26 protein-coding genes are annotated in these 25200 nt (G+C 70.3%); 19 read left to right on the top strand and 7 right to left on the bottom strand.

Features of this window, described 5'->3' with window-relative positions; translation table 11 throughout:
• Position 1 precedes the first annotated feature (1 nt).
• The 6 genes from atpA to ACZ7CF_RS20425 all read left to right on the top strand — a co-directional run bounded on the left by atpA (position 2) and on the right by ACZ7CF_RS20425 (position 6364).
• Complete coding sequence (gene atpA / locus ACZ7CF_RS20400) at positions 2 to 1648, top strand: F0F1 ATP synthase subunit alpha (RefSeq protein WP_360395541.1); 1647 nt, start codon at positions 2 to 4, stop codon at positions 1646 to 1648.
• An 8-nt stretch (positions 1649 to 1656) separates the two neighbouring features.
• Positions 1657 to 2571 carry a F0F1 ATP synthase subunit gamma gene (locus ACZ7CF_RS20405; RefSeq protein ID WP_360395542.1) on the top strand — a complete coding sequence of 305 codons (915 nt, stop codon included), beginning with the start codon at positions 1657 to 1659 and terminating at the stop codon, positions 2569 to 2571.
• A complete protein-coding gene (gene atpD, locus ACZ7CF_RS20410; RefSeq protein WP_090095970.1) occupies positions 2564 to 4000 on the top strand; it encodes a F0F1 ATP synthase subunit beta in 1437 nt (478 codons plus the stop codon). Before ACZ7CF_RS20405 ends, atpD begins: the two co-directional genes overlap by 8 nt.
• 165 nt (positions 4001 to 4165) lie before the next feature.
• Positions 4166 to 5332, top strand: a complete 1167-nt coding sequence (locus ACZ7CF_RS20415; protein WP_458430490.1) for an MFS transporter — start codon at positions 4166 to 4168, stop codon at positions 5330 to 5332.
• A gap of 212 nt (positions 5333 to 5544) precedes the next feature.
• Positions 5545 to 5910, top strand: a complete 366-nt coding sequence (locus ACZ7CF_RS20420; protein ID WP_360395547.1) for a F0F1 ATP synthase subunit epsilon — start codon at positions 5545 to 5547, stop codon at positions 5908 to 5910.
• 61 nt (positions 5911 to 5971) lie between these two features.
• On the top strand, positions 5972 to 6364 hold the full coding sequence (locus ACZ7CF_RS20425) for a DUF2550 domain-containing protein (protein ID WP_470370271.1): 393 nt from the start codon (positions 5972 to 5974) through the stop codon (positions 6362 to 6364).
• Positions 6365 to 6419: 55 nt separating this feature from the next.
• Here ACZ7CF_RS20425 and ACZ7CF_RS20430 read toward each other — a convergent pair whose 3' ends face one another.
• Entirely contained in the window at positions 6420 to 6992 is a 573-nt protein-coding gene (locus ACZ7CF_RS20430; RefSeq protein WP_360395550.1) for a cob(I)yrinic acid a,c-diamide adenosyltransferase, read from the bottom strand.
• A gap of 35 nt (positions 6993 to 7027) precedes the next feature.
• Here ACZ7CF_RS20430 and murA point away from each other — a divergent pair, with 35 nt between their 5' ends.
• Entirely contained in the window at positions 7028 to 8293 is a 1266-nt protein-coding gene (murA, locus tag ACZ7CF_RS20435; RefSeq protein WP_360395552.1) for a UDP-N-acetylglucosamine 1-carboxyvinyltransferase, read from the top strand.
• A 7-nt stretch (positions 8294 to 8300) separates the two neighbouring features.
• On the opposite strand, the gene ACZ7CF_RS20440 is transcribed toward murA, so the two are convergent.
• Positions 8301 to 8588 (bottom strand): hypothetical protein, encoded by a 288-nt coding sequence (locus tag ACZ7CF_RS20440; RefSeq protein WP_360395553.1) that lies wholly within the window; start codon positions 8586 to 8588, stop codon positions 8301 to 8303.
• Positions 8589 to 8690: 102 nt separating this feature from the next.
• Here ACZ7CF_RS20440 and ACZ7CF_RS20445 point away from each other — a divergent pair, with 102 nt between their 5' ends.
• Together ACZ7CF_RS20445 and ACZ7CF_RS20450 are read left to right on the top strand one after the other, a co-directional pair.
• The gene (locus ACZ7CF_RS20445) at positions 8691 to 10685 is read left to right on the top strand and encodes a protein meaA (protein ID WP_360395555.1); all 1995 of its coding nucleotides are present in this window, start codon (positions 8691 to 8693) and stop codon (positions 10683 to 10685) included.
• A 17-nt stretch (positions 10686 to 10702) separates the two neighbouring features.
• Positions 10703 to 11461: an enoyl-CoA hydratase-related protein gene (locus ACZ7CF_RS20450; RefSeq protein ID WP_360395557.1), complete on the top strand. Its 759-nt coding sequence runs from the start codon at positions 10703 to 10705 to the stop codon at positions 11459 to 11461.
• On the opposite strand, the gene ACZ7CF_RS20455 is transcribed toward ACZ7CF_RS20450, so the two are convergent.
• Positions 11376 to 12230, bottom strand: coding sequence for a helix-turn-helix transcriptional regulator (locus ACZ7CF_RS20455; RefSeq protein WP_360395559.1), 855 nt, complete (start codon positions 12228 to 12230; stop codon positions 11376 to 11378). The two genes, ACZ7CF_RS20450 and ACZ7CF_RS20455, sit on opposite strands and share 86 nt — an antisense overlap.
• A gap of 102 nt (positions 12231 to 12332) precedes the next feature.
• Between ACZ7CF_RS20455 and ACZ7CF_RS20460 the strand changes: the two genes are divergently transcribed.
• Positions 12333 to 13031 carry an SDR family oxidoreductase gene (locus tag ACZ7CF_RS20460; RefSeq protein ID WP_470370272.1) on the top strand — a complete coding sequence of 233 codons (699 nt, stop codon included), beginning with the start codon at positions 12333 to 12335 and terminating at the stop codon, positions 13029 to 13031.
• Here the strand turns inward: ACZ7CF_RS20460 and ACZ7CF_RS20465 are convergent.
• Positions 13028 to 13435 (bottom strand): hypothetical protein, encoded by a 408-nt coding sequence (locus ACZ7CF_RS20465; RefSeq protein WP_360395563.1) that lies wholly within the window; start codon positions 13433 to 13435, stop codon positions 13028 to 13030. The genes ACZ7CF_RS20460 and ACZ7CF_RS20465 overlap by 4 nt on opposite strands.
• On the bottom strand, positions 13432 to 14022 hold the full coding sequence (locus ACZ7CF_RS20470; protein WP_470370273.1) for a DJ-1/PfpI family protein: 591 nt from the start codon (positions 14020 to 14022) through the stop codon (positions 13432 to 13434). The genes ACZ7CF_RS20465 and ACZ7CF_RS20470 overlap by 4 nt, the downstream gene beginning before the upstream one ends.
• Before the next feature lie 110 nt (positions 14023 to 14132).
• On the opposite strand from ACZ7CF_RS20470, the gene ACZ7CF_RS20475 reads away from it, so the two are divergent.
• Positions 14133 to 15050, top strand: coding sequence for a GlxA family transcriptional regulator (locus ACZ7CF_RS20475; protein ID WP_470370274.1), 918 nt, complete (start codon positions 14133 to 14135; stop codon positions 15048 to 15050).
• On the opposite strand, the gene ACZ7CF_RS20480 is transcribed toward ACZ7CF_RS20475, so the two are convergent.
• Positions 15041 to 15535 (bottom strand): NUDIX hydrolase, encoded by a 495-nt coding sequence (locus tag ACZ7CF_RS20480; RefSeq protein WP_360395569.1) that lies wholly within the window; start codon positions 15533 to 15535, stop codon positions 15041 to 15043. The genes ACZ7CF_RS20475 and ACZ7CF_RS20480 overlap by 10 nt on opposite strands.
• Before the next feature lie 96 nt (positions 15536 to 15631).
• Between ACZ7CF_RS20480 and nucS the strand changes: the two genes are divergently transcribed.
• The 5 genes from nucS to ACZ7CF_RS20505 all read left to right on the top strand — a co-directional run bounded on the left by nucS (position 15632) and on the right by ACZ7CF_RS20505 (position 21296).
• On the top strand, positions 15632 to 16291 hold the full coding sequence (nucS, locus tag ACZ7CF_RS20485) for an endonuclease NucS (protein ID WP_360395571.1): 660 nt from the start codon (positions 15632 to 15634) through the stop codon (positions 16289 to 16291).
• Between the two features lie 206 nt (positions 16292 to 16497).
• On the top strand, positions 16498 to 18189 hold the full coding sequence (locus ACZ7CF_RS20490) for a sodium:solute symporter family protein (RefSeq protein WP_360395573.1): 1692 nt from the start codon (positions 16498 to 16500) through the stop codon (positions 18187 to 18189).
• An 11-nt stretch (positions 18190 to 18200) separates the two neighbouring features.
• Positions 18201 to 18437, top strand: coding sequence for a hypothetical protein (locus tag ACZ7CF_RS20495; RefSeq protein WP_360395575.1), 237 nt, complete (start codon positions 18201 to 18203; stop codon positions 18435 to 18437).
• Between the two features lie 240 nt (positions 18438 to 18677).
• Entirely contained in the window at positions 18678 to 19688 is a 1011-nt protein-coding gene (locus tag ACZ7CF_RS20500; protein ID WP_470370275.1) for a DUF3558 family protein, read from the top strand.
• 102 nt (positions 19689 to 19790) lie between these two features.
• Entirely contained in the window at positions 19791 to 21296 is a 1506-nt protein-coding gene (locus ACZ7CF_RS20505) for an aldehyde dehydrogenase family protein (RefSeq protein ID WP_458430501.1), read from the top strand.
• A 22-nt stretch (positions 21297 to 21318) separates the two neighbouring features.
• On the opposite strand, the gene ACZ7CF_RS20510 is transcribed toward ACZ7CF_RS20505, so the two are convergent.
• Positions 21319 to 22314: an ABC transporter substrate-binding protein gene (locus ACZ7CF_RS20510; protein ID WP_360395581.1), complete on the bottom strand. Its 996-nt coding sequence runs from the start codon at positions 22312 to 22314 to the stop codon at positions 21319 to 21321.
• Positions 22315 to 22457: 143 nt separating this feature from the next.
• Between ACZ7CF_RS20510 and dhaK the strand changes: the two genes are divergently transcribed.
• From dhaK to dhaM, 3 genes are read left to right on the top strand one after another with little or no spacing between them, the layout of a single operon-like run.
• Entirely contained in the window at positions 22458 to 23450 is a 993-nt protein-coding gene (gene dhaK, locus ACZ7CF_RS20515) for a dihydroxyacetone kinase subunit DhaK (protein WP_360395583.1), read from the top strand.
• A 1-nt stretch (position 23451) separates the two neighbouring features.
• Positions 23452 to 24081: a dihydroxyacetone kinase subunit DhaL gene (gene dhaL, locus ACZ7CF_RS20520; protein ID WP_458430504.1), complete on the top strand. Its 630-nt coding sequence runs from the start codon at positions 23452 to 23454 to the stop codon at positions 24079 to 24081.
• 50 nt (positions 24082 to 24131) lie between these two features.
• Complete coding sequence (gene dhaM / locus ACZ7CF_RS20525; protein WP_458434321.1) at positions 24132 to 24782, top strand: dihydroxyacetone kinase phosphoryl donor subunit DhaM; 651 nt, start codon at positions 24132 to 24134, stop codon at positions 24780 to 24782.
• Positions 24783 to 25200: the final 418 nt, after the last annotated feature.

Genomic DNA, 25200 nt, shown 5'->3' on the forward strand with positions numbered 1-25200 from the left:
CATGGCGGAGCTGACGATCTCGTCGGACGAGATCCGCAGTGCGATCGAGAAGTACGTCTCGAGCTACTCCCCGGAGGTCAGCCGGGAAGAGGTTGGTGTCGTCTCCGAGACCTACGACGGCATCGCCATCGTCGAGGGCCTTCCGGGCACGATGACCAACGAGCTGCTCGAGTTCCCCGGCGGCGTCCTCGGCGTCGCACTGAACCTCGAGGTCCGCAACATCGGTGCGGTCATCCTCGGTGACTTCGACAAGATCGAAGAGGGCCAGGAGGTCCGCCGGACGGGCAAGGTCCTGTCCGTGCCGGTCGGCGACGGCTTCCTCGGTCGCGTCGTCAACCCGCTGGGCCAGCCGATCGACGGCCTCGGTGACATCGTCGCCGACGACACCCGCGCCCTGGAGCTGCAGGCGGCCTCCGTGCTGGAGCGCCAGCCGGTGTCCGAGCCGATGCAGACCGGCATCAAGGCCATCGACGCGATGACCCCGATCGGCCGCGGCCAGCGCCAGCTGATCATCGGTGACCGCAAGACCGGCAAGACCGCGGTCTGCATCGACACGATCATCAACCAGAAGAAGGCCTGGGAGTCGGGCGACCCCAAGCAGCAGGTCCGCTGCGTGTACGTCGCCATCGGCCAGAAGGGCTCCACCATCGCGGGCGTCAAGACCGCGCTGGAGGAGGCGGGCGCACTCGAGTACACGACGATCGTCGCCGCCCCCGCTTCTGACTCGGCCGGCTTCAAGTGGCTGGCGCCGTACACCGGTTCCTCCATCGGCCAGCACTGGATGTACCAGGGCAAGCACGTCCTGATCATCTTCGACGACCTGACCAAGCAGGCCGAGGCGTACCGCGCCATCTCGCTGCTGCTGCGCCGCCCGCCGGGCCGCGAGGCCTACCCCGGCGACGTCTTCTACTTGCACTCGCGCCTCCTCGAGCGTTGCGCGAAGCTCTCGGACGAGCTCGGTGGCGGCTCGATGACGGGTCTCCCGATCATCGAGACCAAGGCGAACGACGTGTCGGCGTACATCCCGACCAACGTCATCTCGATCACCGACGGTCAGTGCTTCCTCGAGTCCGACCTGTTCAACGCCGGTGTCCGCCCGGCCGTCAACGTGGGTATCTCCGTCTCCCGCGTCGGTGGTGCCGCGCAGATCAAGGCGATGAAGGACGTCGCGGGCTCGCTGCGCCTCGACCTGTCGCAGTTCCGCGAGCTGGAGGCCTTCTCCGCGTTCGCGTCCGACCTCGACGCCGCGTCGCGCGCCCAGCTGGACCGCGGTGCCCGTCTGGTCGAGCTGCTCAAGCAGGGCCAGTACTCCCCGGTCCCCGTCGAGGAGCAGGTCGTCGAGATCTTCGCCGCGACCAAGGGCCACCTGGACGACGTGCCCGTCGCCGACATCCGCCGCTTCGTCGCGGACTTCAAGGACTCGCTGCGCCGCAACCACGCGGACCTGCTCAGCAGCATCATCGAGACCAAGAAGTTCCCCGAGGACTCGCAGAAGCGCGTTGCCGACGCCGTGGCGGAGTTCAAGAAGCAGTTCACCGCTTCCGACGGCACGACCATCGTCAACGAGGCGCCCGAGAAGGCCATGGACGCCGACAAGGTCGCGCAGGAGTCGGTGAAGGTCAACAAGCCCGAGCCGACCAAGAAGTGATCTGAGCCATGGGCGCACAGATTCGGGAGCTCCGCCAGCGGATCCGAACGGTCAACTCGACCAAGAAGATCACGAAGGCCTACGAGCTCATCGCCACGTCTCGCCTCGCCAAGGCGCAGACCAGGGTCGCGGCCTCGCGCCCCTACGCGGACGAGATCACGAACGTGCTCTCCGCGTTGGCCGAGGCCTCGGCGAACCTCGACCACCCGCTGCTGACGGAACGCAAGAACCCGAAGCGCGCTGCCGTCCTCGTCGTCACCAGCGACAAGGGCATGTGCGGTGGCTACAACGCCAACGTGCTGAAGGCCGCTGAGCAGCTGATCGAGCTGCTCAAGTCCGAGGGCAAGGAGCCGGTGCTGTACGCGACCGGCCGCAAGGCGATCGGGTACTACAACTTCCGCCGCCGCGAGGTCACCGCCTCGTGGAGCGGGTTCTCCCAGACTCCGCACTACGTCAACGCCGTCGAGGCGGGCAACGCGCTGGTGGAGGCGTTCCTGGAGGGCACGGAGAACGGTGCGCAGGGCGTGGACGAGATCCACGTCGTGTACACCGAGTTCAAGTCCATGCTGAGCCAGACGCCCACCGCCAGGCGGATCGCGCCGATGGACGTCGAGTACACCGGCGAGACCCCCAAGGGGCCGCGTGCGGTGTACGACTTCGAGCCCAGTGCGGAAGCGCTGCTCGGTGCGATGCTGCCCAAGTACGTGAAGACCCGGCTGTTCTCCGCCTTGCTGGAAGCGGCGGCATCGGAGTCTGCGGCACGCCGCACGGCCATGAAGGCCGCGACGGACAACGCGACGGAGCTCGTCCGGAACCTCAGCCGGGCGGCGAACTCGGCCCGTCAGGCCCAGATCACCCAGGAGATCAGCGAGATCGTCGGTGGCGCCTCCGCGCTTACCGGTGGCGCAGGAAGTGATGACTGACATGAGTGTTACTGCCACCACCACCCGCACCGGCCGTGTGGTCCGGGTGATCGGTGCGGTCGTCGACGTGGAGTTCCCGCGCGACGCCGTGCCCGAGCTGTTCAACGCCTGCCACGCCGAGATCACCTTCGAGGCGGTCGCCAAGACGCTGACCCTCGAGGTCGCGCAGCACCTGGGCGACAACCTGGTCCGCTGCATCTCGATGCAGCCGACCGACGGTCTCGTCCGCGGTACGACCGTGACCGACACCGGTGCCGCGATCTCGGTGCCCGTCGGCGACGTCGTCAAGGGCCACGTCTTCAACGCCCTCGGTGACTGCCTCGACCAGCCCGGCCTCGGCCGCGACGGCGAGCAGTGGGGCATCCACCGCAAGGCGCCCGCCTTCGACCAGCTCGAGGGCAAGACCGAGATCCTCGAGACCGGCATCAAGGTCATCGACCTGCTCACCCCGTACGTCAAGGGTGGCAAGATCGGCCTGTTCGGCGGCGCGGGTGTCGGCAAGACCGTGCTCATCCAGGAGATGATCACGCGTATCGCGCGTGAGTTCTCCGGCACGTCGGTGTTCGCCGGCGTCGGTGAGCGCACCCGTGAGGGCACCGACCTCCTCCTCGAGATGGAGGAGATGGGCGTTCTCGGCGACACCGCCCTGGTGTTCGGTCAGATGGACGAGCCGCCCGGCACGCGCATGCGCGTCGCGCTGTCCGCTCTCACGATGGCGGAGTACTTCCGCGACGTGCAGAACCAGGACGTGCTGCTCTTCATCGACAACATCTTCCGCTTCACCCAGGCCGGTTCCGAGGTGTCGACCCTGCTGGGCCGCATGCCTTCCGCCGTGGGTTACCAGCCGACGCTGGCCGACGAGATGGGTGAGCTCCAGGAGCGCATCACCTCGACGCGCGGTAAGTCGATCACCTCGCTGCAGGCCATCTACGTGCCCGCGGACGACTACACCGACCCCGCCCCGGCGACCACCTTCGCCCACCTGGACGCGACGACGGAGCTTTCCCGTCCGATCTCCCAGAAGGGCATCTACCCGGCTGTCGACCCGCTGTCGTCGTCGTCTCGAATCCTCGAGCCGTCGATCGTCGGCGAGGAGCACTACCGGGTCGCCCAGGAGGTGAAGCGAATCCTGCAGAAGTACAAGGAGCTGCAGGACATCATCGCCATCCTCGGCATGGACGAGCTCTCCGAGGAGGACAAGGTCCTCGTCGGTCGCGCGCGTCGTCTCGAGCGCTTCCTCGGCCAGAACTTCATCGTGGCCGAGAAGTTCACCGGTCAGCCCGGCTCCTTCGTGCCGATCAAGGACACGATCGAGGCGTTCGACCGCGTGTGCAAGGGCGAGTTCGACCACTACCCGGAGCAGGCGTTCTTCTCCTGCGGCGGGTTGGACGACGTCGAGGCCAACGCGAAGAAGCTCGCCGGCAACTGAGGCAGGCTGACGTGACGAAGGGCCGTTCCTCCTTTGTGGAGGGACGGCCCTTCGCCTTTTCGGACGACATGACATTTCCGTTCACCGGAAACAGCTCTCCCGCCTGCGGGTCCCGGGCCGCACGATGCTCGGCATCACCAGGGCCCCTCAGCGAGGAGAGAGCGCGTGAACAAATGGGTGTTGCCGTTGTGCTGGACGGCGGTCCTGCTCGACGGCTTTGACCTCGTCGTGCTCGGCACGGTGATCCCGACCCTGTTGCAGGAGCAGGTGCTCACGACGGCGTCGGCCAGTGCGGTGTCCACGGCCGGTCTCGTCGGGATGATGTTCGGCGCGCTCGTCATCGGGACCGTCACCGACGTCATCGGGCGGCGGAAGGTGATGATCTACGCCGTCGCCGGGTTCTCCGTGTTCACCCTGGCCTGCGCGCTGGCGCAGGACGCCACCACGTTCGGCGTCTTCCGCTTCCTCGCCGGGCTGGGGCTCGGCGGGTGTCTGCCCACGGCCATCGCGCTGGTGAACGAGGCACGGCCGCAGCAGGGCGGACGGGCCACCACGCTCATCATGACCGGGTACCACGTGGGTGCGGTCATCACGGCGTTGCTGGGCATCCTGCTCATCCCGCGGCTCGGGTGGCAGGCGCTGTTCGTCGCCGGTGCGGTGCCGGCGCTGGTGCTGATCCCGCTGATGCTCCGGTACCTGCCGGAGACGGTCGTGCGGAAGGCGCCGGCCGGTGAGGCGGTCGGGTCGTTGTTCAAGCCGGGGTTGCGCAAGGCGACCGTGGCGTTCTGGGTGGCGTCGTTCATGGGGCTGCTGCTGGTCTACGGGCTGAACACGTGGCTGCCGCAGATCATGCGCAGTGCGGGCTACGAGCTGGGGACCGCGCTCGCGTTGCTGCTGACGCTCAACATCGGTGCGGTGGTGGGACTTCTGATCGCGGGCGCGGTCGCGGACAGGGTCGGTGTCCGGCCGGCGGCGATCGGCTGGTTCGCCGGGGCCGTGGTGTTCCTGGCGTTGCTGAGCATCAGGTTGCCGGGGATCGGCGTGTACGTGGCCGTGTTGCTGGCCGGGTGCTTCGTGTTCAGCGCGCAGGTGCTCGTGTACGCCTACGCGGGGCGGGTCTACGAGGAGAACCGGGCCACCGGCATCGGGTGGGCCGCGGGCATCGGGCGGCTCGGGGCGATCAGCGGGCCGCTGCTCGGTGGGGCGCTGCTGACGGCCGGTCTGGCGCACCCGTGGGGGTTCTACGTCTTCGCCGTGGTCGCGGCGCTGGGGGCGGCCGGGGTGGCCGCCGTCGGGGTGCGGGCGGAAGCGGTCGTGCCCGGCGTGCGGTGATGCCGGCGCGGATCTCGCCGCCGGTGGCCGCGGTGGTGCTGCCGGTGGTGCGGGTGCTGGATCCCGTGCAGGCACAACAGCTCGCGCTCGCACCGGGTGGCACCTGTGCGGCTCTGCGGCGGTCCTCGGACCCCGCTACACCGGGCGGCCCGGCGAGGCTGTCAGGCGACCGTTTAGACTCAGTTCGACTCCAGACGACGAGGGAGATGCGCGTGGCCGAGATGACCGTTGAACTGGTCGCCGTTGAACGCCGCCTGTGGTCCGGTACGGCCACTTCCGTTTCGGCGCAGACGACCGAGGGCGAGATCGGCATCCTGCCCGGTCACGAGCCCGTTCTCGGTCAGCTGGTCGAGGGTGGTGTGGTGCGGATCCGCACGACGGACGGTGCACTGGTCACCGCCGCCGTGCACGGGGGCTTCCTGTCCGTGACCGGCACCGGCGTGTCGATCCTCGCCGAGGACGCCGAGCTCGCGGGCGAGATCGACGTGAACGCGGCGCGGTCGGCGCTGCAGGACGCGGACGACGCCGAGCGCGCACGTGCGGCAGCGCGCGTGCGGGCCGTGGAACAGTCGGCCTGAGACCGGGCGCGAGGGCTCAGTCGTGGGGATCACCGAGATTGCCGGGTTGATCCTTCTCGGGGTGGCCGTCGTCATCGTGTGCCTCGCGTGGCGCCGGGTCCGGCTGCTGCGCGAGGGCGGTGTGCACGTCGCCCTGCGCAGCCGGTTCGACGACCGTGGCCGGGGCTGGCACCTGGGAGTGGGGCACTACCGGGGCGACAAGTTCGCCTGGTTCCGGGTGCTCTCGCTCGGGTCAGGCCCCGACCAGATGATCTCCAGAGACGGCCTCGAGATCGATGCGCGGCGGGAGCCCACGGGCCCCGAGGCGTACGCGATGCCGGTGGGGGCGACGGTGCTGCGGTGCCGGTCCGCCGCCGGTGAGGTCGAGATCGCGATGGGCCCGGACGCGCTGACAGGATTCCTGTCCTGGTTGGAGTCAGCGCCTCCGGGCCGGTCCATTCCCTGGGCCAGTTGACGAACGTGAGAAGGGCGCCTCCCGCAACGGGAGGCGCCCTTCTCGTGTTTCTCGATCAGGCGTTGCCGCCGGGCTGCCAGAGCACGTCACCGTCCGGGTTCGCCACCCGCGCCAGGATGAACAGCAGGTCCGACAGCCGGTTCAGGTACTTCGCCGTCAGCACGTTGGTCTGCTCCCGCTCGGCCTCGACCAGCGCCCACGCCCGGCGTTCCGCGCGGCGGGCGATGGTGCGGGCCTGGTGCAGCAGGGCCGCGCCGGGGGTGCCGCCGTTGAGGATGAACGAGTCGAGCTTGCCCAGGTTCTCGTTGAACGTGTCGCAGTAGCCCTCCAGGCGGTCCACGTACGCCTGGGTGACCCGCAGCGGCGGGTACTCCGGGTCCGGCACGATCGGCGTGCACAGGTCCGCTCCGACGTCGAAGAGGTCGTTCTGCACCTTGCGCACGACCTCGTGCACGTCAGGGGCCAGCTGACCCAGCGCCAGGGCCACGCCGAGGGCCGCGTTCGTCTCGTCCACGTCGGCGTAGGCCTCGATGCGGGGTGAGGTCTTGGGAACGCGCGAGAAGTCGCCGAGACCGGTCGTGCCGTCGTCGCCCACGCGCGTGTAGATCTTGGTGAGATGCACCGCCATAACGGGCACTGTAAGGCCGTACGTAGGATTGCCGCGTGAGCGAGCATTTCCGGGTACACGGCGGCGCGCGTCTGGTCGGCGAGGTCGAGGTCGTCGGCGCCAAGAACAGCGTCCTGAAGCTGATGGCGGCTGCCCTGCTGGCCGAGGGGACCACAACCCTCACCAACTGCCCGGACATCCTGGACGTGCCGCTGATGGCGGACGCGCTGCGCAGCCTCGGGTGCGAGGTCGAGCTCGAAGGCGACGTGGCGAGGATCACCACGCCGTCCGAGCTCAGCTACCACGCCGACTCCGAGGCGATGGGCAAGCTGCGCGCCAGCATCTGCGTGCTCGGGCCGCTCGTCGGCCGGTGCAAGCGCGCCGTCGTGGCGCTGCCGGGCGGGGACGCGATCGGGTCGCGGCCGCTTGACATGCACCAGAGCGGGCTGGAGAAGCTCGGCGCCACGACGTGGATCGAGCACGGCTGCATCGTCGCCGAGGCCGAGGGGCTGCACGGCGCGCAGATCTGGCTCGACTTCCCCAGCATGGGGGCCACCGAGAACATCCTGATGGCGGCGGTGCTCGCGAACGGCACCACGGTCATCGACAACGCCGCGCGCGAGCCGGAGATCGTCGACCTCTGCCTGATGCTCACGCAGATGGGCGCGAAGATCGAGGGCGCCGGCACGTCCACGCTGACCGTGCACGGGGTGTCCGAGCTCAAGCCGACCGAGCACCGCGTCATCGGCGACCGGATCGTCGGTGCCACGTGGGGGTTCGCCGCCGCCATGACGCGCGGTGACGTGCGGGTGCGCGGCGTGAACCCGCACCACCTGGACCTGGTGCTGGAGAAGCTGCGGATGGCGGGCGCCGAGGTGACCGTCTACGAGGGCGAGGACGAGGGCTTCCGGGTGGTCATGGAGGGGCGGCCGAAGGCGGTCGACTTCGTGACGCTGCCCTACCCCGGCTTCGCCACGGACAACCAGCCGTTCGCCATCGCGTTGTCGGCGGTGTCCGAGGGCACGTCGATGATCACGGAGAACCTGTTCGAGGCGCGGTTCCGGTTCATCGACGAGATGATCCGGCTCGGCGCCGACGCGCGCACCGACGGGCACCACGCGGTCATCCGCGGGGTCGAGAAGCTGTCCAGCGCGCCGGTGTGGGCCTCCGACATCCGGGCCGGTGCGGGGCTGGTGCTGGCCGGTCTGTGCGCGGACGGTGCCACCGAGGTCTACGAGATCTTCCACATCGAGCGCGGCTACCCCGGGTTCGTGGAGAACCTGCGCAAGCTCGGCGCCGACGTGGAGCGGGTCAGCGGCTGACCGCCGGTCACGACTTCAGGACGAGCCGCGCGTTCGCGACGTCCGCGGGCCACACCATGACCCGGTAGGGCGCGTTCCGCGAGCGCGTGGCCTTCACGCCGTTGCGCCGGAGCTTCTGCACGAGCACCTTCGCGGCCTCCTCGGTGGGCACGACGGCGACCTCGCTGAGCAACCCGAAGTCGGTGCCGTCCAGGTCCGGCACCGGCCGCCTGTCGTTGCCCACGAAGTAGCGCAGCAGCACCGCGAGCAGGCCGAGCGCCGCGAAGACGACCACGGTCTGGTAGATCCCCGTCACCTCTCCATCATGCTCTTTTTGGTCACGATTCAGTGAGCAAGCGCACGCGCAGCTCTGGTTACCGGCCAGTACGCTCCGGACAACGACGTTGTGGGAGGTGCTGTGCCGTACCCAGCTGACCGTGAACGCGACCGCCCCTGGGTGATGCGCACGTACGCGGGTCACTCCTCGGCCGCGGCGTCCAACGCCCTCTACCGGCGGAACCTCGCGAAGGGGCAGACCGGCCTGTCGGTCGCGTTCGACCTGCCCACGCAGACCGGCTACGACCCCGACGACGAGCTCGCGAAGGGCGAGGTCGGCAAGGTCGGCGTGCCCGTCAGCCACATCGGCGACATGCGGCAGCTCTTCGACCAGATCCCGCTCGGCGGCGCCAACACGTCGATGACGATCAACGCGACGGCCATGTGGCTGCTCGCGCTCTACGTCACCGTGGCCGAGGAGCAGGGCGCGGACCCGGCCGCGCTGGCCGGCACGACGCAGAACGACATCATCAAGGAGTACCTGTCCCGCGGCACGTACGTGTTCCCGCCGGGACCGTCGCTGCGGCTGATCACCGACATGGTCGCGTGGACCGTCTCCAACGTGCCCAGGTGGAACCCGATCAACATCTGCAGCTACCACCTCCAGGAGGTCGGCGCGACGCCGGCGCAGGAGGTCGCGTACGCGATGTGCACGGCGATCGCGGTCCTCGACTCCGTGCGCGACTCCGGCCAGGTGCCGCAGGAGAAGTTCGGTGACGTCGTCGCCCGCATCTCCTTCTTCGTGAACGCCGGTGTGCGGTTCATCGAGGAGATGTGCAAGATGCGCGCGTTCGCCCAGCTCTGGGACGAGATCACGCTGGAGCGCTACGGCGTGCAGAACCCCAAGCACCGCCGGTTCCGCTACGGCGTGCAGGTCAACTCGCTCGGGCTCACCGAGGCGCAGCCGGAGAACAACGTCCAGCGCATCGTGCTGGAGATGCTCGCGGTGTCGTTGTCCCGCAACGCCCGCGCCCGCGCGATCCAGCTGCCGGCGTGGAACGAGGCCTTGGGCCTGCCGCGGCCGTGGGACCAGCAGTGGGCGTTGCGCATGCAGCAGGTCCTCGCCTACGAGACGGACCTGCTGGAGTACGAGGACATCTTCGACGGCTCGCCCGTCATCGAGGCGAAGGTGGACGAGATCCTCGCCGGTGCGCGCGAGGAGATCGACCGCGTGCAGGCGATGGGCGGTGCCGTCGCGGCCGTCGAGTCCGGCTACATGAAGTCGCAGCTCGTGTCGTCGCTCGCCGACCGGCGACGGCGCGTCGAGTCCGGCGAGGAGGTCGTCGTCGGCGTCAACAGGTTCGACACGACCGAGCCGTCGCCGCTTCAGGCCGAGGGCGCGAACGCCATCGAGACCATCGACCCGGTCGTCGAGATGCACGCCGTCGAGGCGGTCCGGCAGTGGCGTGCTTCCCGTGACAACACCGCGGTCGAGGCGGCGCTGGACGCGTTGCGCGAAGCGGCGAAGACCGACCGGAACCTCGTCGAGGTGACGCTGGCCTGTGCGCGCGCCGGGGTGACGACCGGCGAGTGGTCGCAGGCGCTGCGCGAGACGTTCGGCGAGTACCGGGCGCCCACGGGTGTCTCCGCCGCCTCCGCCTCCGGTGAGGCGGGCTCGGAGATCGCACGGGTGCGCGACCGGGTGCGGTCGACCGGCGAGGAGGTCGGCGAACGGCTGCGCATGCTGGTCGGCAAGCCGGGTCTCGACGGGCACTCCAACGGTGCCGAGCAGGTCGCCGTGCGCGCCCGCGACGTCGGCTTCGAGGTCGTCTACCAGGGCATCCGCCTGACGCCGGCGCAGATCGTGGCGGCTGCGGTGCAGGAGGACGTGCACGTCGTGGGCCTGTCGATCCTGTCCGGGTCGCACCTGGAGGTCGTGCCCGCGGTGGTCGACGGGCTGCGCGCGGCCGGTGCCGGGGACATCCCGGTGATCGTCGGCGGCATCATCCCGCCCGACGACGCGGCCAAGCTGCACGAGCGCGGCGTGGCACGGGTGTTCACGCCGAAGGACTATGAGCTGACCGAGATCATGGACGAGATCGTCACCGTGATCCGCGAGGTGCACTCGCTGGCCTAGGGCCTTAGATTCGCTGGATGGTCGACGTTGCGCGCGATGGGTCGGTAGTCCGGATCACGATGAACCGCGCGGCCAAGCGCAACGCGCTGTCCGCCGAGCACCTGACCGAGCTGCTGGAGGCGTTCCGCGAGGCCGGTGCGTCCGACGCGGCCGGGATCGTGCTGGCGGCCGAGGGGCCGGTGTTCTCGGCGGGTCACGACTTCGCGGACGTGCACGCGCGTGACGAAGAGGGCGTGCGGCTGCTGCTGGAGCTGTGCACGGTGCTGATGAAGACCATCCAGGCCGTGCCGCAGGTGGTGATCGCACGCGTGCAGGGACTGGCGACCGCGGCCGGGTGCCAGCTGGTGGCGTCGTGCGACCTCGCGGTCGCGGCGGACACGGCCGGGTTCTCGCTGCCCGGCGGCAAGGCCGGCTGGTTCTGCCACACGCCCGCGGTGCCGGTGGCGCGGTCGATCGGGCGCAAGCGGTTGATGGAGCTGGTGCTCACCGGCGATGTGGTGGACGCGGCCACCGCCGCGGAGTGGGGCCTGGTCAACCGCGCGGTGCCGGCCGACGCGCTGGACGCCGAGGTCGACGACCTGCTGGCGCGCGCGACGCGGGGCAGCCGCGCGTCGAAGGCCGTGGGCAAGCGGACCGTCTACGCGCAGCTGGACCGGCCGGAGGCCGACGCCTACGAGATCGCGCTGGCGGTCATGGCCGAGACGTCGCAGTCCCCGTCGGCCACGGAGGGGCGGGCGTCGTTCCTGGAGAAGCGGCAGCCCGTGTGGCCCGACTAGTCGCGAGCAGCCTCAGCGCGTCCGCGTTCGGGCCCGGTTCCGCCTGGTAGATCACGAGGAACTGGCCGGGGGCCTCGCGGACGTCGAACGAGTGGTAGGTCAGCCGGAGCGGACCGACCGCCGGGTGCACGAAGTCCTTGGCGTCCTGGGTCTTCCCGCGCACCTCGTGGTGCTCCCAGAGCTCCTCGAACACCGGGTTGCGGCGCAGCGCCGCGACCATCCGCGCCAGCCGCGCGGACTTCGGGTCCGCCGTCAGCCGCAGGTTGCCGACCGTGCTCTGCGCGACCCAGTTCCAGCGCGGGTAGAAGCTCGGGGCGGCCGGGTCGAGGAACGCCATCCTGGCCAGGTTGTCGGCGGGGGTGAACGGCTCGTACAGGGCGTCGGCCAGCGCGTTCGTCGCGAGGATGTCGAGGTAGGAGCTCATCACGAACGCCGGCATGTCGTGCATGCCGCTGATGAGCTGCCGCAGTTCGGGGCTGACCTTGTCGGTCGAGTGCCCCTCGTCCGCGACGACACCGGCGAGGCGGTGCAGGTGGGAGCGGGCGTCCGGGTCGAGCCGCAGCGCGCGGCTCAGGGCGTCGAGGACCTGCGCCGAGGGGTTGGTCTCACGGCCCTGTTCGAGCCGGGCGTAGTAGTCGGCGCTCACCCCGGCGAGCACCGCGACCTCCTCGCGGCGCAGGCCCTTGACCTTGCGCTGGGTGTGCGAGGGCAGGCCCGCGTCCTCCGGGTTGACGCGGGCGCGATGGGCTTTCAGGAACTCACCGAGCACGTCTGCGAGGTTAGTGCGGGCCTGGAGCTGTTGCCTGGGTGTGGCACTCCTGGGGAGACGGTGTCCTGGCCGGCTCGGCTCCTCCAGCCGATCGTGGTGGCCATGAGCAAAGTTGTGGTGATCAGTGGAGCGTCCAGCGGCATCGGCGAGGCGACGGCCCGCGTCCTGGCCAAGGCCGGGCACCGGGTGTTCCTCGGTGCCCGGCGGGTCGACCGGCTGGCCGCGCTGGCCGAGGAGACCGGTGGCGGCTACCGGGAGCTGGACGTGACCTCGCGGGAGTCGTTCCAGTCCTTCGTGGACGCGGCGGTCGAGCGGTACGGGCGGGTCGACGTCCTCGTGAACAACGCGGGCGTGATGCCGTTGTCGCTCATGGACTCCCTGAAGGTCGACGAGTGGGACCGCATGGTCGACGTGAACGTCAAGGGCGTGCTGAACGGCATCGCGGCCGTGCTGCCCCGGTTCGCCGGCGGCGGTCACGTCGTGAACGTGGCCTCGATCGGCGCGCACATGGTCATGCCGACCGCCGCCGTGTACTGCGCGACGAAGCACGCGGTGTGGGCGTTGTCCGAGGGGCTGCGGCAGGAGCGCGACGACCTGCGGGTCACCGTGATCTCGCCCGGTGTCACCGAGTCCGAGCTCGCGGACACCATCACCGAGCAGTACGCGGCGGACCTGATGCAGGACTACCGGGCGGGCGCGCTGCCCCCGTCGGCGATCGGTGAGGCCATCGCCTACGCCGTCGCGCAGCCCGACTCCGTCGACGTCAACGAGGTCGTGGTGCGGCCGGTGGCGTCGCGCTAGGCGCCGGTGGTGGAACCGGGGCGCAGGACCATGAGCACGGTGACGGTCGCCCACAGCAGGTTGAAGATCCCGGTGTACATGGCCAGGTGCTCGGCGTCCCCGGTCCGGAGCGCCTGTTCCTGACCGGGGATCACCTTCAGCGCCAGCACGAACGCGGCGGCGGTGGTGAGCGCGATCGACACGACCACCCAGGGGTGGCCGGTCACGCCCATCACGCCCGCCGTCGCGAACCCGAGGGCCGGCACCGAGATGCCGACCAGCGCGTAGACGCGGCAGATCCGGTGCAGCAGCGCGGCGTTGCCACTCGTGGTGACGGCCCTGGGGAACATGCTGGCGGCCACGGTGACCGGGCCGATCGCGACGATGGCCGCGAGGACGTGCAGCGAGAGGAAGAGCTTGCTCATGCCGCGCTCCACACCGTGCCGCGGCGCTCGTGGGCGAAGAGGGTCTCCAGCTCGACGGCCTTGCGCGCGCCGATCTCGCGTTCGACCAGGTAGAGGCCGAGGTCGACGCCCGAGGTGACGCCGGCGGCGGTGACCAGGTCGCCGTCGTCGACGAGGCGGGTGCGGACCGCGTGCACGCCCATCGACTCCAGCGCGTGCAGGCCGAGGTGGTTGGTCGTGGCGGTGCGGCCGGTGATCAGACCGGCCATCGCGAGCACCAGCGAACCGCCGCACACGGTCGCCACCGTCAGGCCCTCGCGGTCGAGGGCCCGCTGGAGCGGTGCTTTCAGCGTCGCGGCGGCCTTGCCCAGCAACGCGAGGATCTCGTCCTCGGTGCCGGCCGCTGCACCGGGGACGACGACGAGATCGGTGTCCTCCGGGTCCAGCCGGGCGGTCGCCGCGAGGGACGGGCGCAGGCCGCTCGGCACCTCGCGCGGGCCTTCCGCGGACACCAGCTCGACATCCACCCCGCCGGCGTTCAGCGTCTCGTACGGGCCGATCGCGTCCAACGGGTCGAAACCGTCGAACAACACCACTTGCGCTTTCACTCCACCGCTCCTCACTGGTCCGTTGATCGAAACCGTAGGAGCGGGACGGGTGGCGGGGGAGTGGCTGGAATGCCATGTTCCAACGGATTCTCGCCAGCTACGGTGGGGGCATGCACGAGGTGGCCGTACTGGTGATGGACAGCGTCATCCCGTTCGACTTCGCGGTGCCGGTCGAGGCGTTCAGCCGAACCGGGCACTACCGGGTGCGGCTCTGCGGTCCGAAGAGGACGGTTCGCTCCGAGCTGTTCGAGCTGAAGGTGCCGCACGGCTTGGAGCTGCTGTCCGAAGTGGACACGATCATCCTCCCCGGGCACGCGGCGGACCTGGTGGTGCCGCACGGGGTGGTGCGGGCGGTGCGGGCGGCGGCCGCTCGCGGCACCCGGATCGCGTCGATCTGCTCCGGTGCGTTCGTGTTCGCGGCGACCGGTCTGCTGGACGGGTTGCGCGCCACCACGCACTGGCTGGCCGCCGACGAGCTGGCGGCGCGGTTCCCCGCCGTGGACGTCGACCCGGACGTGCTCTACGTCGACAACGGGCAGTTCCTGACCTCCGCGGGCGCCGCGGCCGGGCTCGACCTGTGCCTGCACCTGATCCGGCGCGACCACGGGTCCGCGGCGGCGGCCGACGCGGCACGGCTGTCCGTGATGCCGCTGGAACGCGAGGGCGGGCAGGCGCAGTTCATCGTGACGCCACCGGCGGCGCCGCGGGGTGCCGAGCTCGAACCGCTGCTGCGGTGGCTGGAGACCAACGCCGAGCCCGACCTGACCCTGGCCGGCATCGCGCACCACGCCGGGATGAGCACGCGCACGTTGAACCGGCGGTTCCGCGAGCAGACCGGCACGACGCCGCTGCAGTGGCTGCACCGGGCCCGGATCCGCAGGGCGCAGCACCTGCTGGAGACGACGAGGCACCCGGTGGAGCTGATCGCGAGCCGGGTGGGCTTCGGGTCGGCCACGGCGTTCCGCGACCGCTTCAAACGGGTCGCCGGCACCTCACCGAACGCCTACCGCGCGGCCTTTCAGGGCTGAGCGTGCTCGTGCAGCAGCAGGAGCGTGTAGGCGGCGATCGACTGCGCGTCGGTGATCTCGCCCCTGGTGATCATCTTCTCGAAGTCCGCGCGGGCGAACCACGCCGAGCGCATGTCCTGCTCCTCGGGCTCGCGCTCGTGGAACCCCTCGACCAGGTCCGTGGCCAGGAACACCCGGCCGCGTTGCGACGACATGCCCGGCGCCACGTCCAGCAGCCCGAGCGCGACGAGCTTCCCGGCCCGCAGCCCGGTCTCCTCCCGCAGCTCCCGCGCGGCGAGCGCGAGCGGGTCGGTGTCGGCCCGGTCGGGGGCGGTGCCCTGCGGGAACTCCCACCGCCGCAGCCCGATCGGGTAGCGGTACTGCTCGACGAGCCGCACGCGTTCCCCGTCGAGGGGGATGACCAGCGCGAAGTCCGGCTTGTCGACCACGCCGTAGATGCCCTGTGTGCCGTCCGCGCGCCGGATCGCGTCCTCGCGAACGGTCATCCACGGGTTTGCGTACACCTGACGGGTGCCGAGGCTTTCCACGGCACGGACCGTACCTAACGACCCGTCCGCGGCCGCACCCCGTAGCCTGTCGCGGTGCGTCTCGTCATCGCTCGCTGCAAGGTCGACTACGTCGGACGACTCACCGCTCATCTGCCGATGGCCCAGCGACTGCTGCTCATCAAGGCCGACGGCTCGGTGTCGATCCACTCCGACGACCGCGCCTACAAGCCGTTGAACTGGATGAGCCCGCCGTGCTGGCTCATCGAGGACCCGGACATCTGGACCGTGCAGAACAAGGCGGGGGAGAAGCTGATCATCACCCTCGAAGAGGTGCTGCACGACTCCAAGCACGAGCTCGGCCCGGAGCCCGGCCTGCAGAAGGACGGCGTCGAGGCCGACCTGCAGAAGCTGCTCGCCGAGCACGTCACCACCCTCGGCGAGGGCTACTCGCTGGTGCGCCGCGAGTTCCCGACCGCCATCGGCCCGGTGGACCTGATGTGCCGCGACGGCGCCGGCGCGTCCGTGGCCGTGGAGATCAAGCGCCGCGGTGACATCGACGGCGTCGAGCAGCTGACCCGGTACCTGGAGCTGCTCAACCGCGACCCGCTGCTCGCGCCCGTGCGGGGCGTGTTCGCCGCGCAGCAGATCAAGCCGCAGGCGCGGGTGCTGGCCGAGGACCGCGGCATCCGGTGCGTGGTGCTGGACTACGACGCGCTGCGCGGGATCGAACCGGACGAGTTCCGCCTGTTCTGACCGGCCCCGGACGGCGCGAACCCCGCCTCGTCAGGGTGCGGGGTTCGTTTTTTGTCCGGTTCCTCCGGTCCGATCGGCTTCGGCGAGCGTTGTGGATCACCACGTGGTTTGGTGTCCACGTACGCGGGGTAAGACGTCGCGCACCTGGAGTGCTGTCCTCTCCTGGTCGTTGATGTTCGACTTTGTCGAAGTTTGGGAGGTGGACGGTGTCGGTGATGGCTGAGGCGGACCTGCGGCTCGACGCGGGACCGATCGACTACGCGTTGCTCGTCATCTACTTCGTCGTCGTGCTCGGCATCGGCCTGATGGCCCGCCGGTCCGTCTCCTCCAGCCTCGACTTCCTGCTGTCCGGGCGGTCGCTGCCGGCGTGGGTCACCGGGCTCGCGTTCATCAGCGCGAACCTCGGTGCCCTTGAGCTGATGGGCATGACCGCCAACGGTGCGCAGTACGGCATGGCGACCGTGCACTACTACTGGATCGGCGCCATCCCCGCGATGGTGTTCCTCGGTCTGGTGATGATGCCGTTCTACTACGGCTCGAAGGTGCGCAGCGTTCCCGAGTTCATGCGCCGCCGGTTCGGCAAGCCCGCGCACCTCGTCAACGCCATCAGCTTCGCCGTCGCGCAGGTGCTGATCGCGGGCATCAACCTGTTCGCCCTCGCGGTGATCGTCGAGGCGCTGCTCGGGTGGCCGTTGCCGGTCTCGATCTGCGTCGCGGCGCTCGTGGTGCTGGCGTACACGACGCTGGGCGGGCTCAGCGCCGCCATCTACAACGAGGTGCTGCAGTTCTTCGTGATCGTGGCCGCGCTCGCGCCGATCACGATCCTCGGCCTCATCAAGGTCGGCGGCTGGCAGGGGCTGGTCGACAAGGTGACCGACCAGGAGCAGCTGTCCGCGTGGCCCGCCACGGAGCTGACCGGCATCAACAGTCCCGTGTGGAGTGTCATCGGGCTCGTGTTCGGTCTTGGGTTCGTGTTGTCGTTCGGCTACTGGACGACGAACTTCGCCGAGGTGCAGCGCGCGATGAGCGCGAAGTCGATGTCGGCGGCCAAGCGCACGCCGATCATCGGTGCGTACCCGAAGGCGCTCATCCCCGCGATCATCATCATCCCCGGCATCATCGCCGCGGTGGTCGTGCCGGAGATGGCGCAGCTCAAGGCCGGCGACACGAGCAGTGGCGTGGTCTACAACAACGTGCTGCCGCTGCTGATGCGCGACCTGCTGCCCAACGGCATCCTCGGTGTCGCGATCACGGGTCTGCTGGCCAGCTTCATGGCCGGTGTCGCGGCGAACGTCAGCTCGTTCAACACGGTCTTCACCTACGACCTGTGGCAGGACTACGTCAAGAAGGACCGGCCGGACGAGTACTACCTGCGGATCGGGCGGCTCGCCACGGTCGGGGCGTGCGTGCTCGCGATCGGCACGGCGTTCATCGCGGCCGCGCTCGGCGGGTCCAACATCATGGACTACATCCAGGCGCTGTTCTCGTTCTTCAACGCGCCGCTGTTCGCGACGTTCATCCTCGGCATGTTCTGGAAGCGGATGACGCCGACCGCCGGCTGGGTCGGTCTGCTCGCCGGCACGTTCACGGCGATCTTCATCTACGTGGTCTCGGAGCCGTCGTTCGGCATCGAGCTGCTGGAGCTGCCGGGCCAGGGCTCGAGCTTCCTCGGTGCGGGTCTCGCGTTCGTCGTCGACATCGTCGTGAGCGTCGCGGTCACGACGGTCACGCGGCCGAAGCCGGACAGCGAGCTGGTCGGGCTGGTCTACAGCCTCACGCCCAAGGAAGACCGCGCGCACGCCACCACCGGCGAGGACGCGGGCTGGTACCGCTCGCCCGCCCTGCTCGGCGGTGGGGTGCTGGCGCTGACGGCCGTTCTCTACATCGTCTTCGGCTGAGGGAGGCCGTCATGAGGTTGTTCGACCTGCGACTCATCATCGCGTTCCTCTTCGGCCTGTACGGCGTCGTACTGGTCGTCATGGGCCTCGCGTTCACCACGGACGCGGACCTGCAGAAGGCCGAAGGGGTCAACATCAACCTGTGGGCCGGCATCGCCATGGTGGTGATCTCGGCGTTGTTCGCCGTGTGGGCGATGCTGCGGCCTCAGTTCGCGGACACGGACAAGCAGCCGCTCAAGGAGCTATGAGCGGGGACGGCCGGGGTACACGGGGTTGAAGGCCTCGATCGTCCACGCGTCGATCCAGGTGACTGCGCGGCGAATTCGGTTGAGCACGTCTCTCCTCTTGGTCGGGGTCTTCACCAAGTACATCGCACAGAGCTTCTGAATCGTTCCCGAAGCGGACGGTGACCTCGGCCACGGTCTCGGCCGGGCGGCAACGCGGGGTACTCGCCACGAACCCGGGGAAAGGTCGCTAACGTGCACGTCGTGCTTCGTTCTCGTGCCACGGCGCTGCTCGCCGCCACCGCGCTGCTGCTGGCCGGGTGCGCCACCGGTCCCGGGCTCGCGAAGTCCCAGTCGCCGCGCCGCACCGTCCAGGCCGCGGCGGAGACGAACGCGCCCGACCCGTCGACCCGGTCGTCGGTCCCGCCGGACAAGCCGGCCGATCCGGCGTTCGCGGCCGAGCGGCTGCGGCTGGTCGACCCGTGCGCGGTGATCGGCAAGGACGTGCTGGAGACGGTCGGCACGCCGTCGCGCTATTCCAGCAGCTCGTACACCCGCTGCTCGAACTACATGAAGGACAAGTCGGGCAAGACGCTCAACGTCACCCTCGACATCGGCTACACCCTGCTCTCCACCGAGGTGAAGAAGGCGACCAAGCAGGTCGCGGGCCTGAAGAGCGTGGAGCAGAAGCTGAACAGCTCGGCGTGCTTCATCTCCGTCATCACGCAGGAGAACCCGCCGCAGGCCGTGCGCGTGCAGATCGGCACGGGCAACGACGGCGCGGAGCCGTGCGAGCCCGGCCGCAAGATCGCCGAGGGCGCGATCCGCAAGCTCAAGGGCAACCCGCAGCGCTACACCCCGCCGAAGGGCTCGCCGGTCGAGGTCGACGCCTGCTCGGTCGTCGAGAAGGCCGACCTGGCGACCCCGCTGGGCGCCTCGCCGCGGTCGCAGCCGTTCGGGCTGCACTCGTGCACGTGGAGCGGTCAGAGCGCGCAGGTGCAGCTGGAGTTCAAGACGACGCGCGTGCCCGCGGACTTCAAGTTCAACGACAAGCAGACCGAGGTCGACCTCGGTGGCGTGAAGGGCTACGCGGTCTTCAAGGACGGCCCGTTCCCGACCTGCGACCTGACCGTCGTGAGCACCAGGGACTCCGGCAGCGGCAACGGCGAGATCGCGCTGTTCAGCGCGGCGGGGGTCAAGGACAAGGAGTTCGACCGCTGCCAGGTCGCCGCCGCGATCGCCAAGGCGGTGCTCCCCAAGCTGCCCAGGGCGTGACGCGCACCACTACCGTTGCGGGACCTGACACCGCCCGGCGGGGGCTGAAAGTTCTCCTGGATCGCGTTAGGGTCAGGTTACTGGCGAGTATCGGAGGGCCCCATGACGCAGACCGCTTCGGACAGCGCACTGTCGGCCGATGGTGAGCAGCGGCGGTTCGCCTCACTGGACCCGCGCACCGGCGAGGTCGTGGCGCACCACCCGATCCACACCGCGGCCGAGGTCGAGGACGCCGTGTCCTCCGCCCGCGAGGCCGCCGCGTGGTGGGCCGGTCTGGGCTTCGAGGGCCGCAAGACCAAGCTCGACGCCTGGCGCAAGATCCTCTCGCAGCGCTCGGACGAGTTCATCTCGCTGATCAGCGCGGAGACCGGCAAGCCCGCCGACGACTCGCGCCTGGAGATCACGCTGGTCATGGACCACCTGCACTGGGCGGCCCGGCACGCGGGCCGGGTGCTGGGCAGGCGCAGGGTCTCGTCGGGCCTGCTGATGTTCAACCACACCGCGTCGCTGGAGTACCGGCCGCTGGGCGTGATCGGCGTGATCGGGCCGTGGAACTACCCGGCGCACACGCCGATGGGCTCCATCTCGTACGCGCTCGCCGCGGGCAACGCCGTGGTGTTCAAGCCGTCGGAGTTCACGCCGGGCGTGGGCACGTTCCTCGCCTCGACGTTCACCGAGGCGGTACCGGAGTTCCCGGTGTTCCAGGTGGTCACGGGCTTCGGTGAGACCGGTGCGGCGCTGTGCGCCGCCGGGGTCGACAAGATCGCCTTCACCGGGTCCACGCGCACGGGCAAGAAGGTCATGGCCGCGTGCGCCACGACGCTGACGCCGGTGCTGGTCGAATGCGGCGGCAAGGACGCGCTGATCGTCGACGTCGATGCCGACCTGCACGCGGCGGCCGAGGCGGCGATCTGGGGCGCGGTGTCCAACGCCGGCCAGACCTGCGCGGGCGTCGAGCGGGTCTACGTGGCCGAGGAGGTCGCCGACGAGTTCGTCGAGATCGCCGTGAAGCGGGCGCGCAAGCTCAAGCCCGGCGGCGAGCCGAACGCGAACCTCGGCCCGATCACGATGCCGTCGCAGGTGGAGATCATTCGCGAGCACGTGCGGGACGCGCTCGACCGCGGTGGCAAAGCCCTGGTGGGCGGCCCGGAGTCGATCCGGCCGCCGTACGTCGAGCCGGTGGTGCTCGCCGACGTGCCGGAGGACTCGCTGGCGGTCACCGAGGAGACGTTCGGGCCGACCGTCGTGATCAACCGGGTGCCGAACGCGCTGGAGGGCGTGCGGCTCGCGAACCAGTCGCGGTACGGGCTGGGCGCGGCGGTGTTCTCCAAGGCGCGCGGCGAGGAGCTGGCGCGGGAGCTGCGGGTCGGCATGGTGTCGGTCAACGCGGTGCTGACCTACGCGGCGGTGCCGGGGCTGCCGTTCGGCGGTGTCGGCGACTCCGGGTTCGGGCGCATCCACGGCGAGGACGGGCTGCGCGAGTTCACCTACGCCAAGGCCGTGACGAAGCAGCGGTTCAAGGCCGTGCTCACCATGACGACGTTCGACCGGTCCTCGCTGGCGGGCAAGCAGATGCTGCGCCTCGCGCGGATGCTCTTCGGCCGGTAGAGCACCCGCGCGAGGGGAGCTCCTAGGCGCCGGCCTGCTTCTTGAGGTCGTCGAGGACCACGTTCGCGGCCAGCACGCCGAGGCCGAGGAAGTAGGTCTCGTCGGCGACCGGCTTGGCCTTGCCGCCCTTGACCGCGTTCAGGCCGCTCCACAGCGGGCCGCCGAGCACGTCGCCCTGCGCGGTCTTGGCCGCGTCGCCGTAGGTGGAGTAGAGGAGCAGGTCCGCGTCGGCCTTGCTGATCTGCTCCGCGCTCACCTCGGCGGCGAGGTCGTCCACCTGCGACGGCGACGGCTGCGGGAGCTTGGCGTCGATCAGGATCGTGCCGATGAACGACTTCTTGGCGTACAGGCGGATCTTGCCCGGCATGAAGCGCAGCGCCGTCACCGTCGGGCGCACGCCCAGCTTCTGCTCGATCGCGGTGCCGGTCTCGGTGGCCTTGTTCGTGTAGTCCTCCAGCATCTTCGCGGCGTCCGCCTGGCGGTCGAGCGCGGCCGCGTTGAGGAGGAAGTTCTCCTTCCACACGTAGCCGGGGCGCACCGCGAAGACGGTGGGGGCGATGGCGGAGAGCTTCGGGTACAGCGCCTCCGCGCGCAGCTTCGAGCCCAGGATCAGGTCCGGGTTCAGCTTCGTGATCGCTTCGAGGTTGAGGTTGTTGATCGTGCCGACGTTCTCCGGCGTGCCGCCCTTCTCGCCGATGTAGGACGGCATGGTGGGCGAGCCGTCGGTGTAGGCGATGCCGACCGGCTTGATGCCGAGCGCGGCGACGTTGTCGAGCTCGCCGGTGTCGAGGACGACGACCCGCTCCGGCTTCTTCTCCAGCGTGGTCTCGCCCATGGCGTGCTTGACCGTCCTGGGGAACTCGCCGGGCTTCGCCGTGGTGCCGAAGCCGTCGCTCAGCTGGGTCGCCTTGCCGAAGTCGGAGCCCCCCTGGGCCACGGACGGCTGGTCGGGCGTGCTGGAGCTGCAGCCGGTGACCGCGAGGGCCACTGCGACGAGCAGCGCTGCTCTCTTCGACACGACGTTGTTCCTCCACTACGAGCAGTGACGCTGACCTGCGGGAATTAGGGCAACCTAACGTACATCGGGACGGTATCCCGTTCCGAGTGTCAGACCCTCGGAGTAAGAAGGAACACGGTCACCGCCGATCGGGAGGGTGTGGGATGAAGAAGATCATCGATGATCCGGAGACCGTGGTGCGGGACGCACTGCGGGGGATGCGGGCCGCCCATCCCGGGCTGCTGTCGGTCCAGTACGACCCGGCCGTCATCACGCGGGCGGACGCGCCCGTGCGGGGCAAGGTCGCGATCATCTCCGGAGGCGGGTCGGGCCACGAGCCGCTGCACGGCGGGTTCGTCGGGCGCGGGATGCTCGACGCGGCCTGTCCGGGTGCCGTCTTCACGTCCCCGACGCCCGACCAGGTCGCCGCGGCGGTCGCGGCGACCGACGGCGGTGCCGGGGCGTTGCTGCTGGTGAAGAACTACACCGGCGACGTCATGAACTTCGAGATGGCCGGCGAGCTGGCCGAGTCCGAGGTGCGGTCGGTGGTGGTCGACGACGACGTGGCGGTGCAGGACTCGCTCTACACGGCGGGACGGCGCGGTGTCGGCGGGACCGTGCTGCTGGAGAAGATCGTCGGGGCGGCGGCCGAGCGCGGCGACGACCTGGCCGCGTGCGAGGCGCTGGCGCGGCGGGTGATCGGCTCGGTGCGGTCGATGGGGCTCGCGCTGACCTCGTGCACGGTGCCGCACGTCGGCACGCCGAGCTTCGAGCTGGCCGACGACGAGATGGAGATCGGCATCGGCATCCACGGCGAGCCAGGCCGTCAGCGGGTGCCGGTCGGCTCGGCCACCGAGATGGTGGCCGCGCTGCTCGACCCGATCGTGGCCGACCTGCCGTTCAGCTCCGGCGACCGGGTCCTGCTGTTCACGAACGGCATGGGCGGCACGCCGTTGATCGAGCTGTACCTGGCGCACGGCATCGCGGAGCAGTCGTTGGCAGACAGGGGGATCACGGTGGAACGCAGCCTCGTCGGCCCGTACATCACCAGTCTGGAGATGCAGGGCATGAGCCTCACGCTGCTCAAGCTCGACGACGAGCTGGTGGAGCTGTGGGACGCGCCCGTGCACACCGCTGCGCTGCGGTGGGGGGTCTGACATGGGGTGCACGGCCTCGGACGTGGTGGCGGCGCTGCGCCTGGCCGCCGCCGTCGTGCAGGAGCACCGCGACGAGCTGGTGCGGCTGGACCAGGCGATCGGCGACGCCGACCACGGCGAGAACATGCGCCGCGGGTTCACCGCGCTGGTGTCCAAGCTGGAGGCGGACCCGCCCGCGACACCGGGCAAGGTCCTGAAGCTGGCCGCCACCACGCTGATCTCGACGGTGGGCGGCGCGGCCGGCCCCCTGTACGGCACGGCGTTCCTGCGCGCCTCCACCGCGGTGGGGGAGGCCGAGGAACTGGACGGCGAGCTGCTGGCGCGGGCGTTGCAGGGCGCGCTGGACGGCGTGCTCGCCCGCGGCAAGGCGGCGGTGGGCGACAAGACGATGGTCGACGCGCTGACCCCCGCTGTCACCGCGGCGGCCACGGCCGGCAGCGGGTCGGTCGCGGCGGTGCTGAGCGCGGCCGCCGACGCCGCCGAGGCGGGCGCCGAGTCGACGGTGCCGATGGTGGCGCGCAAGGGCCGCGCGTCCTACCTGGGCGAGCGCAGCGCCGGGCACCTCGACCCCGGTGCCCGTTCGACGGCGCTGCTGCTGCGCGCCTTCGCGGACGCGGCGGCCAAGTCGTGACGGCGGCCTCGGTGGCGCGGGTCGGACTCGTGGTCGTCTCGCACAGCGACATGCTGGCGAACGGCGTGGCGGAGCTGGCCGCGCAGATGGCGCCGGACGTGGCGGTGGTGCCCGTGGGCGGCACGGAGGAGGGCGGCCTGGGCACCGACTACGGCGCGGTGGTCGAGGCACTGTCCGACGCGGACTCCGGCTCGGGCGTGGTGGTGCTGTACGACCTGGGCAGCGCCAAGATGACCGCCGAGATGGCCGTGGAGTCCGCCGACGACCCGAGCCGCTACGCGGTGGTGGACGCACCCCTGGTGGAGGGAGCGGTCGCGGCGGCGGTCACGGCCCAGGGCGGCGCCTCCCTGGCGGACGTCGCCGCCTCGGCCGAGGGCGCCTCCGGCGACACCCCCGCCGCAACCCCGTCCCGCCCGGCACTGCACCTGGTGTCCGACGAGGTGTCGGCCGACGTGCTGCTGACGAACGAGGTCGGCTTGCACGCCCGCCCGGCCGCCCTGCTGTCGCGCACGGTCGCGGAGCTCGACGCCGACGTGGTCGTGCGCCACGGCGGCGAGGAGGCGAACGCGGCCAGCGTGCTGGGGCTGATGGGTCTGAGCGCGCCGGGCGGCTCGTCGATCACGGTGGTGGCGACGGGAAAGGACGCGCGGGAGGCGGTGCGGCGGATCGAGGAGCTGGCGGAGAGGGGCTTCGACGACTGAGGGACGAGGGACGACAGGGGACGACTCGGGACGGCTGTGGGCGGCTTGGGACGGTTGCGGGCGGGCTCGGGACGGCTGTGGGCGGCTCGGGCCAGGTGAGGCTGGCTCGGGCGGCGCGGGGTGGGGTGGGGCTGGCGGGACGGCAACGCTGCGGTCGGCTCGGGCCGGGTAGGGCTGGCGGGGGCGGGGAGGGCTGCGGTCGGCTGAGGCGAGCAAGGGCGGTCGGAGGCGAACGAGGCCGGCTGGCGACGGTCGGCGTCGCCGCGTTCGGTCCGGGGACGGTTGGCGGCTGCGGTTTGCTGCGCAGGCCGAGCTCGCCGCGCTCGGCCCAACGCACCGTGCCGCGCTGACGTGCCGCCGTGCCCTGACGTGCCGCCGTGCCCTGACGTGCCGCCGTGCCCTGACGTGCCGCCGTGCC

It is taken from the genome of Lentzea sp. NPDC036955, assembly GCF_055608005.1.